Annotated in this window: 13 protein-coding genes; 8 read left to right on the top strand and 5 right to left on the bottom strand. The window is 66.5% G+C overall.

Going from position 1 to position 14,152, the window contains the following annotated elements; genetic code table 11:
• Nucleotides 1-19: 19 nt before the first annotated feature.
• Together I6F20_RS14580 and I6F20_RS14575 are read right to left on the bottom strand one after the other, a co-directional pair.
• Complete coding sequence (locus I6F20_RS14580; protein ID WP_057027757.1) at nt 20-391, bottom strand: response regulator transcription factor; 372 nt, start codon at nt 389-391, stop codon at nt 20-22.
• Nucleotides 388-1,254: a S1C family serine protease gene (locus tag I6F20_RS14575; RefSeq protein WP_225126712.1), complete on the bottom strand. Its 867-nt coding sequence runs from the start codon at nt 1,252-1,254 to the stop codon at nt 388-390. Before I6F20_RS14575 ends, I6F20_RS14580 begins: the two co-directional genes overlap by 4 nt.
• Before the next feature lie 191 nt (nt 1,255-1,445).
• On the opposite strand from I6F20_RS14575, the gene I6F20_RS14570 reads away from it, so the two are divergent.
• The 4 genes from I6F20_RS14570 to I6F20_RS14555 all read left to right on the top strand — a co-directional run bounded on the left by I6F20_RS14570 (nt 1,446) and on the right by I6F20_RS14555 (nt 7,075).
• Complete coding sequence (locus I6F20_RS14570) at nt 1,446-2,411, top strand: VOC family protein (RefSeq protein ID WP_225126711.1); 966 nt, start codon at nt 1,446-1,448, stop codon at nt 2,409-2,411.
• 63 nt (nt 2,412-2,474) lie between these two features.
• Nucleotides 2,475-3,350 carry a dihydrodipicolinate synthase family protein gene (locus I6F20_RS14565; protein WP_225126710.1) on the top strand — a complete coding sequence of 292 codons (876 nt, stop codon included), beginning with the start codon at nt 2,475-2,477 and terminating at the stop codon, nt 3,348-3,350.
• 167 nt (nt 3,351-3,517) lie between these two features.
• Nucleotides 3,518-4,624: a S1C family serine protease gene (locus I6F20_RS14560; RefSeq protein WP_225126709.1), complete on the top strand. Its 1,107-nt coding sequence runs from the start codon at nt 3,518-3,520 to the stop codon at nt 4,622-4,624.
• A gap of 126 nt (nt 4,625-4,750) precedes the next feature.
• Nucleotides 4,751-7,075: a xanthine dehydrogenase family protein molybdopterin-binding subunit gene (locus I6F20_RS14555; protein WP_225126708.1), complete on the top strand. Its 2,325-nt coding sequence runs from the start codon at nt 4,751-4,753 to the stop codon at nt 7,073-7,075.
• A 202-nt stretch (nt 7,076-7,277) separates the two neighbouring features.
• Here the strand turns inward: I6F20_RS14555 and I6F20_RS14550 are convergent, their stop codons facing one another.
• Genes I6F20_RS14550 through I6F20_RS14540 form a run of 3 tightly spaced genes read right to left on the bottom strand, consistent with a single transcriptional unit; the run spans nt 7,278 to nt 10,496 of the window.
• The gene (locus I6F20_RS14550) at nt 7,278-8,474 is read right to left on the bottom strand and encodes an acyl-CoA dehydrogenase family protein (RefSeq protein ID WP_225126706.1); all 1,197 of its coding nucleotides are present in this window, start codon (nt 8,472-8,474) and stop codon (nt 7,278-7,280) included.
• A gap of 13 nt (nt 8,475-8,487) precedes the next feature.
• A complete protein-coding gene (locus tag I6F20_RS14545; protein WP_225126705.1) occupies nt 8,488-9,636 on the bottom strand; it encodes an acyl-CoA dehydrogenase family protein in 1,149 nt (382 codons plus the stop codon).
• A 5-nt stretch (nt 9,637-9,641) separates the two neighbouring features.
• Nucleotides 9,642-10,496 carry an enoyl-CoA hydratase gene (locus I6F20_RS14540; RefSeq protein WP_036028670.1) on the bottom strand — a complete coding sequence of 285 codons (855 nt, stop codon included), beginning with the start codon at nt 10,494-10,496 and terminating at the stop codon, nt 9,642-9,644.
• Between the two features lie 143 nt (nt 10,497-10,639).
• Between I6F20_RS14540 and I6F20_RS14535 the strand changes: the two genes are divergently transcribed.
• The 4 genes from I6F20_RS14535 (at nt 10,640) to I6F20_RS14520 (ending at nt 14,106) form a co-directional block, all read left to right on the top strand.
• Nucleotides 10,640-11,248 (top strand): LemA family protein, encoded by a 609-nt coding sequence (locus I6F20_RS14535; RefSeq protein ID WP_036009681.1) that lies wholly within the window; start codon nt 10,640-10,642, stop codon nt 11,246-11,248.
• Between the two features lie 131 nt (nt 11,249-11,379).
• A complete protein-coding gene (locus tag I6F20_RS14530; protein ID WP_036009682.1) occupies nt 11,380-12,294 on the top strand; it encodes a TPM domain-containing protein in 915 nt (304 codons plus the stop codon).
• 5 nt (nt 12,295-12,299) lie between these two features.
• Nucleotides 12,300-12,797, top strand: coding sequence for a TPM domain-containing protein (locus I6F20_RS14525; protein ID WP_225126704.1), 498 nt, complete (start codon nt 12,300-12,302; stop codon nt 12,795-12,797).
• Nucleotides 12,798-13,110: 313 nt separating this feature from the next.
• Nucleotides 13,111-14,106, top strand: a complete 996-nt coding sequence (locus I6F20_RS14520) for a hypothetical protein (RefSeq protein ID WP_225127149.1) — start codon at nt 13,111-13,113, stop codon at nt 14,104-14,106.
• Nucleotides 14,107-14,152: the final 46 nt, after the last annotated feature.

The raw sequence follows: 14,152 nt of genomic DNA, 5'->3' as shown, positions 1-14,152 counted from the left end.
AGCGGCGCCGTTAGGGCTGTCAAAGCTCGATCACGCCGCGGCGCGCCGCATGCGCCACCGCATCGGTGCGGCCGGTGGCGTCGAGCTTGTCGAGCAACGAGCCGACATGGAATTTCACGGTGTGCACGGAGATGCCGAGCTGCCGCGCGATCATCTTGTTGGACGCGCCCTCGGCCATCAGCGCGAGCACGTCGAGCTCGCGCTGCGTCAGCGCGATGTCCGCAGGCATGATGCGCGTATCGCGGGCGACGATCGTTGCGGCGGGCTGCTCGCCGGGCGCTGCGAGGCGAAGCCCGGCGACATTGCCGAGCAGGGCCGCGAGGCGATCGGCGAGGGCGGAATCGTCGATCTCAAGCGACAGTACGATCTCGGCCGTCTTGTCCTCGCTCACGCCTCCGGCCTTTCGCCGACCGTGACCTTGAAGCTGACCGGCTCGCCGCCACGGTGCACGGCGACGTCGACCACCGCGCCGACGCTCGCAGGTCCCAGCGTTCGCGACAGTGCGCGCACGCCCGAGAGCTTCTGGCAGTTGACCGCCACGATCACGTCGCCCTGGCGAATGCCGGCCGCGGCCGAAGGCCCGGCCTTGTCGACATTCATCACCATCGCGCCGATACCGTCGTCGAGCCGCACCGGCTGCAGACCAAGGCCGAGATAACCGCGCGCGATGCGGCCGCGCGCCTCCAGCTGGGGCGCGACACGCTCGATCGTCGCGGTCGGGATCACCAGCACGCGCCGCGGCCCGAGCACGGCCATGCCGAAGGCTTCGCCCGATGCATCGAGCGCGAGCCCGCCCTGCTGGCTGCCGCGCAGGCGGACGTCGAGCTCGATCCGCGCATCGATGTCGCCGCCGCGCAGGGAACGCCAGCTCTTTCCGGACGCCGACACCATCCCGAGCGCCGCGCTTGGTGTCTCCCGGCTGGTCGCGACCACGACCGACAATGCGCCCAGCGGCGGGAGGGTTGCGGCGAGCTTGACCGGCGCGACCGCGGCCTCAGTGCGCAGCAGCGCGATGTCGGTGGTGTGGTCGCGGCCGGCGATCGTGGCAGCGACCCGACTACCGTCGGCGAGGCCGATCTCGACCTCACCCTCGTCGGCGAGGGCCTCATCTGCGGTGATGATCAGGCCGCTCCTCCAGACGAAGCCGGTCGCGCGAGAGCGATGCGAATGCACGGAGACGACGGACGGCGCGGTGCGCGCCACAATGTCCGCGAGCGCGGAGGACAGTGAGGACAGGGGACTAAGATCAGTCATGGCGGGCTCCCGTAAGTTGTCCTCAATCTGGGATGCCGCGGGCGATTGCGAAACTGGCCGGGTGGCCAGGACCAGGACGGCCTCCGCAAGACCGCGACCGACGAACATGTGATTGGGAGCGCCTCACGGGAACGTGTAGCAATCCCAAAATTGGGCCATTTGGCCTCGAGGATTTCCAGCGAGCCCGACCGATGACCATCGACTTGACCCGCCGCACCCTGCTGCAGCTCGCCGGCGCCACCTCGCTCGCCATGGCCGCCACAGCCGCGGCCCGTGCCGAGGGCACAGCGCAGGGCGGCGGCCCCACCTTTGCCAGCCGTACGCCGATGCGGGTCGGCATGGTGACGCTGCGGGTGAAGAGCCTCGACAAAGTCGCAGATTATTACCGCGATGTGATCGGGCTCACCGTGATGGAGCGCTCGGCGGCCACAGCCAAGCTCGGCACATCAGGCCTCACGCTGCTGGTGCTGGAGGCCCGTCCCGAAGCCGCGATTGAATCGCGCAGCGCCGCAGGCCTCTACCACACCGCCTTCCTGATGCCGACCCGCAAGGATCTGGCGCGCTGGCTGGTTCATGCCGCCTCGCACCGCGTGCCGTTGTCGGGCTTTGCCGATCATCTCGTCTCCGAATCCGTCTATCTCGACGACCCCGAAGGCAACGGCATCGAGGTCTATGCCGACCGCGACCCCTCGCAATGGCAATGGAGCGAGGGTAGCGTGAAGATGGCGACCGACGAGCTCAACATTCCCGACCTGTTGTCGCTCACCAATACGCGCGTTCCCGATTATGCCAAGGCGCCGGATGGAATGCGCATCGGCCACATGCATCTGCGCGTCGGCGATCTCGCCCAGGCCGAGAGCTTCTATCACGGCACCGTCGGCCTCGACCCGACCCGCCGCCGCAGCGGCGCGGCGTTCCTGGCGTCGGGCCGCTATCACCATCACCTCGGCATGAATGTCTGGCAGAGCCAGGGCGCCGGCCAGCGCGACGAGTCCACGACCGGTCTTGCCTGGTTCTCGCTGGTGATGGCGAACCCGGAGCTGCTCGCCGCGCAGGAAGAACGGCTGCGCAAAGGCGGTGTGAAGGTCACGGCGCTTGCGGATGGGGTGGAGGCGATTGATCCCTGGGGCACGCGGGTGCGTCTGCTCAGGGTTTGATCGCCGGCGCTGGCATTGGTAATAGCGGTCAGCCGCAAACCAATCGACCGGGATCAGCGCCGCATGTCCGAATTCCACGGTGTCTTTCCGTATCTCGTCTCGCCCATCGATGCCGACGGCACGGTGCGAACCAACGTGCTGGCAAAACTCTGCGACGACCTGATCGGCGCCGGCGTGCACGGGCTGACGCCGTTGGGCTCGACCGGCGAATTCGCTTACCTAAACGCCGCGCAACGCATGGCGGTCGTGCAGACCACGATTGAGGCCGCGCAGGGGCGCGTGCCTGTTATCGCCGGCGTCGCCTCCACCGCAACGGCGGATGCGGTGGCGCAGGCGAAAGCCTGCCAGAAGTGTGGGGCCGACGGCATCCTTGCGATTTTGGAGGCGTATTTCCCCCTGGCCGATGCGCAGGTCGAATCCTATTTCCGCGCCATTGCCGATGCCGTCGACATTCCCGTCGTCATCTACACCAATCCGCAATTCCAGCGCTCCGATCTCACGCTCGACGTCATCGCGCGCCTCGCCGAGCATCCGCGCATCGGCTACATCAAGGATGCCTCCACGAACACCGGACGGCTGCTCTCGATCATGAACCGCTGCGGCGACGCCTTGCGCGTGTTCTCCGCCTCCGCCCACATTCCGGCAGCGGTGATGCTGATCGGCGGCCGCGGCTGGATGGCGGGACCTGCCTGCATCATCCCGCGCCAGAGCGTCGCGTTGTACGAGCTCTGCACGGCCGGCCGCTGGGACGAGGCCATGGCGCTGCAGCGGCGGCTGTGGCGGATCAACGAAGCCTTCGCCCGTTTCAATCTCGCGGCGTGCATCAAGGCCGGCCTTGCGATCCAGGGCTATGACGTCGGCGGCCCCGTCCCGCCGCAGGCGCCACTGACGGCGGATGCGCGCAAAATCGTGGAAACGGCGCTACGCGAGCTGGAATAGCTCGCCACGCGGCAATATGCCCCGGCATCTGTGCCGGGCGCAAAATGGTCCATACCTGACCGAGAAACTTCCGCGCGTTTGCGACGTTGCTGCGTAAGCGAGATCCTGCCACTTCATGCATGTGCATCTCACAGCCCGCATTCAGCACAAGACACGGTGATCACCCAATGAATCGTCGCTATGCGATTGCCGCGGCAGCCTTCGCCGCCCTGCTGGTCGCGGTCACGGCCGCGAAGATCCTGCATGTCCCCGTCTCGTATGTCCCATGGGCCGCGCCCTCCGCACGTGCCGTCGAGCAGCGCGGGCCGCTGTGGGACGGCGAGAAGGCGACCATCGACATCTTCGAGCGCGTATCGCCGTCGGTCGTTCAGGTTGCGGCCAAGTCGGCGGCAAGTCCCCTCATGGGCGAAGAAACTCAGGCCGGCGGTGGTGCTTCCGGCACGGGATTTGTCTGGGACCGCGACGGCCACCTGGTGACGAACAATCATGTTGTCGCCAATGGCGGCGAGATCGCCGTGCGCTTTGCCTCGGGTGAGGTGGCCCAGGTCGACCTGGTCGGCACGGCGCCCAATTACGATCTCGCGGTGTTGCGCATCCGCAGCGTGCGCCAGCTTCCAGCTCCGATTGCGCTGGGCAGTTCGAATGACCTGAAAGTCGGACAATCCGCCTTCGCGATCGGCAATCCCTTCGGGCTGGATCAGTCGATGACCTCTGGCATCATCAGCGCGCTCAAGCGCCGGCTCCCGACCCATGGCGGCCGGGAGATCGCGAACGTCATCCAGACCGATGCCGCGATCAATCCCGGCAATTCGGGCGGGCCGCTATTGGATTCCGCCGGCCGGCTGATCGGCGTCACGACTGCGATCATCTCGCCCTCCGGATCGAACGCCGGCATCGGCTTCGCGGTGCCGGTCGATGTCGTGAACCGGATCGTGCCCGAGCTGATCCGCAACGGCCGCGTGCCGACGCCGGGCATCGGCATCGTGGCCGCCGGCGAGGATGTGTCGACCCGGCTTGCTGTCGAAGGGGTGATCGTGGTGCGGACGGCCCCCGGCAGTCCTGCCGAGCGGGCGGGGATTCGCGGCGTCAACTTTTCCACGGGAGCGGTCGGAGACATCATCACCGCGGTGGAAGGCAAGCCGGTGCGGCGCCTTGCCGACCTGACCGATGCGCTCGAGCAGGCCGGGGCCGGAAAGACCGTTCGGCTCACGGTCAAGCGCGGCTCGGACACCCGTGACGTGAATGTGAGCATTGTCGATATCGACAGGTCCTAGCCGCCCAATCCGCCCCTGCAAGGGGCTCTGACGCGCATCGCAGATGTGCCGGGGCTCGGTTGTCTGGCGCGCAAAATCGGTTAAAACCGCCGCCGTCGTTTTTCCCGATCTCGAGGATACAGCGGAATGAACATTCTTCCCGGCAATTTGCGTTTCGGAGCGGGGCAGCCCGTCAAGCGTTTGGAAGACCAGAGGCTGCTCACCGGGAAGGGACAGTTCATCGACGATAAGCCGGCCGACGGCGCGCTGTGGTTGCACGTGCTGCGCTCGCCGCACGCCCACGCCAAGATCGTCTCGATCGACACCAGCGCCGCGGCTTCGATGCCGGGCGTTGCCGCGATCTACACCGGCGCGGACTTGGTCAAGGACGACATCGGCACCATCCCGACGCTGAACATCTTCAAGCGCCCGGACGGCAAGCCGATGACCGTGCCGCCGCGCCGGCTGCTCGCCCACGAGGTCGTCCGCTACGCCGGCGAGGCCGTGGCCGCGGTGGTGGCGTCATCGCGCGTGGAGGCGCAGAGCGCGGCCGAGGCGATCGCGGTCGAATACGATGTGCAGCCCGCGGTGGTCGATCCCGTCGAGGCGGTGAAATCAGGCGCGCCCGTGGTGTGGCCGGAGGCGCCCGACAACATCGTCGGCGCGATGTCTTACGGCGACGCCGCGAAGGTCGACGAGGCCTTTGCCAAGGCCGCGCACACCGTCGAGCTCGATATCGTCAGCCAGCGTCTCGTTCCGTCCTCGATGGAGCCGCGCTCGACCATTGCCGAGATCGACAAGAAGTCCGGCCGTCTCCTGCTGCACGTGCAGTCGCAGACGCCGGCCTCGACCCGCGACGTGCTGGCGGAAGCCGTGCTCAAGCGTCCCAAGGACAGCGTCCGCGTGCTGGTCGGCGACATCGGCGGCGGCTTCGGCCAGAAGACCAATCTCTATCCCGAGGACGGCATCGTCGCCTATGCCGCGACCAAGCTGAACAAGAAGATCCGCTGGCGCGGCGACCGCACCGACGAGTTCGTCGGCGGCACCCACGGCCGCGATCTCACGTCGACGGCGTCCTTCGCGCTGGACGAGAAGGGCAAGGTGCTGGCCTATCGCGTCAAGTCGATCGGCTGCACCGGGGCCTATTCCTCGGGCGCGGCCAACATCATCCCGCTGGTGCTCGGGCCGTTCGTACAGACCGGTGTCTACGACCTGCCGCTGGTGCACTTCGAGGTGCAGTCGGTGATGACCCACACCGCGCCGGTCGGGGCCTATCGTGGCGCCGGCCGCCCTGAGGCGGTGTTCATCGTCGAGCGCCTGTTCGACGCCGCTGCGCGAAAAATCGGCATGGATCCGCGCGCGATCCGCAAGGCCAACTACATCAAGCCGGCGCAGCTGCCCTACACCAATGCGGCCGGCCAGGTCTACGATTCCGGCGCCTTCGCGCACATGCTCGACCGCGCCGTGAAGCTCGCTGACTGGGACGGCTTTGCCGCGCGCAAGAAGGCCGCGAAGAAGAAGGGCCTGCTCTACGGCCGCGGACTCACCTCCTACATCGAGTGGACCGGCGGCCGCGCCCACACCGAGAAGGTCAGCCTGCACGCGACCTCGCAAGGCCGCGTTGTGCTGCATTCCGGCACCATGGCGATGGGGCAGGGGCTGCAGACCACCTACACCCAGATGATCTCCGACACGCTCGGCATTGCCATGGACAAGATCGACGTGGTGCAGGGCGACACCGATCTCGCCATGGGCTTCGGCAGCGTCGGCTCGCGGTCGCTGTTCGTCGGTGGCACGGCGGTCGCGGTCTCCTCCAACGATCTGATCCAGAAGGCGCGCGAGAAAGCAGCGAACGTGCTGGAGACCTCGGTCGAGGACATCGAATATCAGGGCGGCATGCTCACCGTGGTCGGCACCGACCGCCGCATCAGCCTGTTCGATCTCGCCGAGAAGGAGAGCGGCGCCAAGCTCAGCGTCGATTCCGAAGGCGAGGTCGATGGTCCGAGCTGGCCCAACGGCACGCATATCTGCGAGGTCGAGATCGACCCCGAGACCGGCGTCTCCAAGGTCGTGCGCTACACCACGGTCGACGACGTCGGCGTCGCCGTGAACCCGATGCTGGTCACCGGCCAGATCCATGGCGGCGTCGCGCAAGGCATCGGCCAGGCGCTGTATGAAGGCGTGTCGTATGATGCCGACGGCCAGCTGCTGACGGCGAGCTACCAGGATTACTGCATCCCGCGCGCGGACGACGTGCCGCCGATCGTAGTGACGCTGGATGATTCCGCGCCCTGCCGCACCAATCCGCTCGGCGCCAAGGGCTGCGGCGAATCCGGCGCCATCGGCGGCCCGCCCTGCGTCACCAACGGCGTGATGGACGCGCTCGCCGAGCTCGGCATCACCCAGCTGAACACGCCCCTGACGCCGCAGAAGATCTGGCAGGCGATCCGGGACGCGAAGGCGGCGGGGTAAGTGCGCTAGCTGTTGCGCAGGCTATTGCACCAAACTCAGCTCGTCGTCCCGGGGCGCGCAAAGCGCGAGCCCAGGACCCATAACCACAGGGAGTGGTTGTCGCGCGAAGCTGGCAACTCCGAGTCCCCGTAACCACCTCGGCCTGTGGTTATGGGTCCCCGCCTCCGCGGGGACGACACTGAGGATGTGGCGCCGGTTCGCCCTAAATCCCCAGCATCATCTTCGCGATAATATCCCGCTGGATTTCCGAGGTGCCGCCGAAGATGGTGTAGGCGCGGCCGTTGAGATATTCCGGCATCACCGTCAGCATCTCCTCAGGCGTCGCCGGCTCGTGGTTGAGCTTGTAGAGCGGGCGCATCGGCTCGACGGCGAGGGCGTCGTGGCCGATCACGTCGGCTCCTAACCGCGTCACGGCCTGACGGATCTCGCTGTTGCGCAGCTTCAGGATCGACGACACCGCGCCGGGATTCTGGCCGGTCTGGAGTGCCGAGAGCACGCGCAGCTCCGTCATCTCGAGCGCGTCGATGTCGACCTCGACCTCGGCAATCCGCGTCGCGATGTCAGGGCTGTCGATGGCGCGGCCCGTGAGGTCGGACTCGGCAAGATCGGCAACCGCCTTCAATCCTTCGCGCAGCTTGGCCGAGGCGATGCCCGCGCCGCGCTCGAACTCGAGCAGATATTTGCCGTAGGTCCAGCCCTTGCCTTCCTCGCCGACGCGATTGGCCACGGGCACGCGCACGTCGTCGAAGAACACCTGGTTGACCTCGTGGTCGCCGCCGATGGTGAGGATCGGACGGATGGTGATTCCAGGCGTCTTCATGTCGATCAGGATGAAGCTGATGCCGTCCTGCTGCCGCGCCCCGTCGCTGGTGCGCACCAGCGCGAACATGCGGTTGGCGTGATGCGCATGCGTGGTCCAGATCTTGGTGCCGTTGATGATGTAGTCGTCGCCGTCGCGCACCGCGCGCGTCTTGAGGGACGACAGATCTGAGCCGGAGCCCGGCTCGGAATAGCCCTGGCACCAATAATCCTCGCCGGAGAGAATCCGCGGCAGGTAGAAATTCTTCTGCTCGGGGCTGCCGAAGCCGATGATGACGGGCCCGACCATCTTCACGCCCATCACGTTGACGTTGGGCACGCCGGCGCGGGCGCATTCAGTCTCGAAGATCCAGCGTTGCGCCGGCGTCCAGTCGGGGCCGCCATATTCGACCGGCCAGCCCGGCGCGCCCCAGCCTTGGGCGTGCAGCGCGCGCTGCCAGGCCATGCCGATGTCGGGATCGGAGAACACCGATGGCGTCAACGCGGTCGCGCGCTTCATTTCCTCGGTGAGATTCTTGGCGATGAAGCCGCGCACCTCGCTCTGGAAGGCGCGCTCCTCGGCATTGAACGACAGGTCCATGATGCGCTCCTTGTTAAGCAGAGATGGCCCTGCGGCTCAGCTCGGCGTGGCGGGCATAGTGATGCGCGCTGCCGCCGAACAGCGTGTCGAACGCGACGAGGCGCTTGAAATAGGCGCCGACCTCAAGCTCCTCGGTGACGCCCATGCCGCCATGGAGCTGGATCGACTGCTCGCCGACGAAGCGCGCGCATTTGCCGATCTTCGCCTTCGCGCCCGAGGCTGCCCGGGCACGCTCGATCGGCGCGCTATCGGCCTTCAACGCCGCGCGCAGCGCCATCGAGCGGGCCTCGTCCACCTGCATCGCCATGTCGGCGAGGCGGTGGCGGATCACCTGGTTGGCGGAGAGCGGCCGGCCGAATTGTTTTCGGATCTTGGTGTAGTCGAGCGTGGTGTCGAGCAGCGTCTGCATGATGCCGACAGCTTCCGCACCGAGCGCGGCCATGGCGCGATCGATCGCCCATTCGATCGCGGGCACGGCGTCGCTGCCGTCGCCGAGCAGGGCGTCTTCCGGCAGATGCGCGTCGAACAGCTCGATGTTGCAGGCGCGTCCGCCGCCGAGACGCGGATAATCACTGATGACGAGGCCTGACGTCGTCGCCTGCACGAGGAACAGGCCGATCCGGCCCGAGGGGCCCCGATGATCGTGGATATGGGCGGAGACGATGATCTCGTCGGCGGCATGTCCGTCGAGCACGGCGATCTTGCTGCCGGAAAGGCGCCAGCCTTGTCCGGTCTTGTTGGCGCTGGTCGTGACCTTGGCAAGATCGAACCGGGCGGCGCGCTCCGAATGCGCCAGGGCAAGCTTCAGTGATCCGTCCGCCACCTTGGGCAGGCTCGCCTGCTTCTGCTCGCTGGTGCCGCATCTGGCGATCAGCGCGGCCCCGAGCACGATTGTTGCGACATAAGGCTCAGAAACCAGGCCCCGGCCGAAGGCCTCCATCAAGATGCCGATATCGACCGCGCTGCCGCCGAGCCCGCCGAACTCTTCCGGAAGCGGCAGCGCCAGCCAGCCGAGCTCGGCGAATTGCTTCCAAACGGCCGGGCTGAAGCCGAGCGGATCATTCGCGATTCTGCGGCGGTGCTCGGCATCGTAGCTCTCGGCCACGAAACGTTCCGCGCTTTCGCGCAGCAACTTTTGCTCGTCACTGAGATTGAGATCCATCGCGTCTACTCCGCGGCGGCCGGCGGCTTGCGCACGGAGGGATGCAGGCCGGATGGATCGACGATCATGCCGAACTCCTGGAGATTGTGCGCGTGGCAGAGCTGATGCAGCGCGAAGGCCTGGTCGATCGCGGCCGGCTGGCCCATGACGTCGACCGAGCGGTTGACCGCCTCCTTGGTCAGCTTCAGCGCGAAGGACGGTTTTGTTGCGATCCTTCGCGCCAGCTCCAGCACGCGCGACGACAGCTCGGCGCGCGGCACGATTTGGTTGACCATGCCGAGCTGGTGCGCCTCCTGCGCGCTCCAGCTGTCGGCGGTGAACAGGAACTCCTTGGCCTTGCGTGGTCCCAGCTCCCAGGGATGCACGAACCATTCGACGCCGCACACGCCCATGGTGACGACGGGATCGCAGAACTGCGCATCGTCGCTGGCGACGATGAGATCGCAGGCCCAGGCCAGCATCAAGCCGCCGGCGATGCACTTGCCATGCACCTCGGCAATGGTGGGCTTTGCCAGATTGCGCCAGCGCCGGGTGATCTGGAGATAAATCTCCTGCTCGCGGGCGAACCGGCCATGGGCGTTCGGCTCGGCGAAACCGCCCCAATTTCCAATCGGCGGGAAATCGACCCCTGCGGTATTCTTGTCTCCGGGGCGCAGGTCGTGGCCGGAGGAGAAGTGCGGGCCGTTCCCGGCGAGAATGATCACCTTGACCGCATCGTCCTGCACCGCCGCGTCGAAGGCGGCGTTGAGGTCGTAGGTCATTTGCAGGTTCTGCGCGTTGCGCGCCTCGGGCCGGTTCATCACGACACGGACGATCGCCGGCTCAGGCCGTTCCACGAGGATGGTCTCGAACGAGGACATCGCGTTCCCCCTGGTGTTTCCGCTCTTGTTTTGCCGGAGTTGACTATGTCGGCCGGTGCGAGGCAAGAGGCTTGCGTCAGCCTGCTGCTTTTCTCAGGCGCGCAATCTGATAGTTTGCGCCGGATTCCACCGGGAGAAATTTAATGCGCAAGATCCTGACCGTGCTGGCCGCCCTGGCCTCGCTGAGCCTGACCAATTGCGGCTACAACGCGATCCAGAGCGAGGACGAGCAGATCAAGGGCAATTGGTCCGAGGTCGTGAACCAGTATCAGCGCCGCGCCGATCTCGTGCCCAATCTCGTCAACTCGGTGAAGGGCTTTGCCCAGCAGGAGAAGGACGTGCTGCTCGGCGTCACCAATGCACGCGCCAAGGTCGGCAGCATTCAGGCGACGCCGGAGGTGCTGAACGATCCCGCCGCGTTCCAGAAATTCCAGGCCGCGCAGAGCGAGCTCTCCAGCGCGCTGTCGCGCCTTCTGGTCGTCACCGAGAACTATCCGCAGCTGAAGTCCGATGCCCTGTTCAAGGACCTGATGTCGCAGCTCGAGGGCACCGAGAACCGCATCACGGTGGCGCGCAACCGCTACATCAAGGCGGTGCAGGATTATAACGTCACCGTCCGCTCGTTCCCGACCAATCTCACCGCGATGGCGTTCGGCTACAAGGAGAAGCCGAACTTCTCTGTCGAGAACGAGAAGGCGATCTCGACCGCGCCGAAGGTGGACTTTAACGCGGCGCCGGCGCCGTCGAAGTAAGCGCGTCGTTTCGAATGCGCGCCCCACACTCCGCTGTCATTCCCCGCGAAGGCGGGGAATCCAGTACGCCGCAGCCTCTCCGCATCCCACGGGCGTCTCTGGAATATTGGATCGCCCGGTCAAGCCGGGCGATGACAGCGAGGATTTGGTGGGCGCATCGAGCGATCGCCTCTTTTGTGTTCGCCATCGCCCTCCTCCTCACCTTTGCCTTCCCCTCCCATGCCGACGTCGCCGTCCCCCAGCTCACCGGCCGTGTCGTCGATCAGACCGGCACGCTCTCCAGCAGCGACATCGCCACGCTCACGCAAAAGCTGCGCGACTTCGAAAACCGCAAGGGCAGCCAGATCGCTGTCCTGATCGTCGCGACCACGCAGCCGGAGACGATCGAGCAATTCTCGATTCGCGTCGCGGAGGCCTGGAAGATCGGTCGCAAGAAGGTCGACGACGGCGCGATTCTCGTCGTCGCCAAGAACGACCGGCATTTGCGCATCGAGGTCGGCTACGGTCTCGAAGGCGTGCTCACCGACGTCACCTCTCGGCGCATCATCGACGAGGCGATCACCCCCAAGTTCAGGAGTGGCGATTTCGCCGCGGGCATCAGCGCAGGCGTGGACCGCATGTTGCGGGTGATCGACGGCGAGCCGCTGCCGTCACCCTCGCGCAGCGTCAACTTCGCCCACAATAGTCTGGATGATCTGGCGCCGGTGTTTGCGGTGGCGCTGTTTGCCTCGATCGGCGTCGGCGGGTTCTTCCGCGCCATCCTGGGGCGGCTGCTCGGATCATTGGTGACCGGGGGCATCATCGCAGCGGTAACCTGGCTCATTCTCGGCTCCGCGGCGCTCGCGGCGGCTGTCGGCATCCTCGGCTTCATCGTCGGATTCATCGCCGATCTGTTTTCGGCGATCACGCCGGGCACGGGCCGCTCGCGCGGCGGCTCGTGGTCGAGCGGCTCCTCCGGCGGATGGAGTAGCGGATCGTCGAGTAGCGGCGGCTTCAGCGGCGGCGGCGGCAGTTTTGGCGGCGGCGGCGCCTCGGGGAGCTGGTAGCTATCATGAGCATCAAGCGCATTGCCCGGCATCTCGTGCAGCATCACTGGCGGGCGAAGCAGATCTTTCCGCAAGCGGTGCTCGACCGCATCGAGCAGGCGATCAAGCGCGGCGAATCCACCCATTCCGGCCAGGTCCGCTTCGTCGTCGAAGGGGCGCTCGACGGCCGCCCGCTGTTCCGTAACCAGCCGGCCCGCGAGCGCGCGCTCGACGTGTTCTCGCATCTGCGCGTCTGGGACACCGCTCACAACAACGGCGTTCTGATCTATCTCCTGCTCGCCGACCGCGACGTCGAGATCATCGCCGATCGCGGCATCGACGCGAAGGTCGGCGCGGAGGGTTGGGAGACGATCTGCCGCGCGATAGAGGCCGAGTTCAGATCGGGCCGGTTCGAACGCGGCGTGATCAGTGGCATCGAGGCCGTCTCGCGCGAAATGGCAAAGCATTTTCCTAAGCAAGGGCCGCATGCGAACGAGCTGCCGGATGCTCCCGTCGTGATGTGACGGATAGTGATTTGATCGGAGCGCGCGCGGCGCGCTCCCTCATTGCGAGGAGCCCTTGCGACGAAGCAATCCAGACTGCCTCCGCGGAGTTGCGCTCGCAATGACGCCATGGGGGCCATTCCGCCCCCATTCATCTTCCCCCGATTACGAACTGTTTCACGCCCGCCACACCGGTTCCACTTTCCCGGCCCAATTCGGCCCCGGATGAATTCCTAAAATTTCGGTAAGCGGGTCCCGAGGTAAGGATTTCGCAAGCAATGAAAGTTACCAAAAGGTCAACCGAGACTGGAGTATTTGAGCCGTGAGCGAACCAATGCCCGAGCAGGCTGCCCAGGATTCCGCTGCCATCGACGCGGCAGCGCCGCAGGCCATCGAGGCTGCCGCGGGTATCGAGGCCCCCTCGATCGCCCCCGACCACGAAGCGCCGCCCAAGCCCGATCCGGTCAAGGCGGACGCCCCGAAGATTGAGCCGCCGCGGATCGAAGTGCCGAAGTTTGAGGCCAAGACTGAGGCCAAGACTGACGCCAAAGCTGAGGCCAAGCCTGAGCCGAAGCACGGCAAGCTCATCGTCATGCCGCCCGCCGACCGCGCCTGGGAGCGCGAGGAGTTCGCCCCGCATGGGAAGGCGGACGAGCCGCGCGAGTCCGGCAGCAAGCGCCGGCTGTCGGCGATGGCCGCGGTGGTGGCGATTGCCGCCAGCGTCGGCGCGATCAGCGGCGCGCTTGCGACCGCCGGCATGATGCGTTTCGCCGCACACGCCCCGGCTCCGGTCCAGGTCGCCGATACCAGCGCGCTGGATGCGTCCGTGGCGCGGATCGACGCCGACCTCGTCGCCCTGAAGGCCAATGTCGAGCAGAGCTCGAAGACCGGCCTCACCCAGTTCAACCGGGCCAACGACCGCCTGGACAAGCTCGAAAAGGCGCAGGCCGAGCCGCTGGCCAGGATCGCAAAGCTGTCCGAGGCCGTCGACAAGCTCCGCGCCACGCCGCCCGCCGCGCCTGCGCAGGCCGCTGCAGCGGTGCCCAAGGAGACCACCGGCTCGATCGCGCCGACGCAGGTCGCGACCGCGGCGGCCGCACCGGTCCCGGCGCCCGCAGCTCCCAAGACCGAAGTTGGGCGTCTGCCGACGATCGAAGGCTGGCGGCTGCGCAGCGCCGGCAATGGCGGCGCGCTGATCGAGGGCCGCGACGGCCTCTACGAGGTCTATCCCGGCGACCCCATCCCCGGCGTCGGCCGTGTCGATGCGATCCGCCGCCAGGATGGCCGCTGGGTGGTCGTCACCTCGAGGGGGCTGATCACCGGACGCTGAGCGGCCGATATCCGACTTTCGAAGAGGCGCTTCACTGCGATGTGAG

The organism is Bradyrhizobium sp. IC3123, assembly GCF_020193625.1.
Classification (GTDB): Bacteria; Pseudomonadota; Alphaproteobacteria; order Rhizobiales; family Xanthobacteraceae; genus Bradyrhizobium; species Bradyrhizobium yuanmingense.
This window is presented reverse-complemented; position numbering and strand designations above follow the sequence as displayed.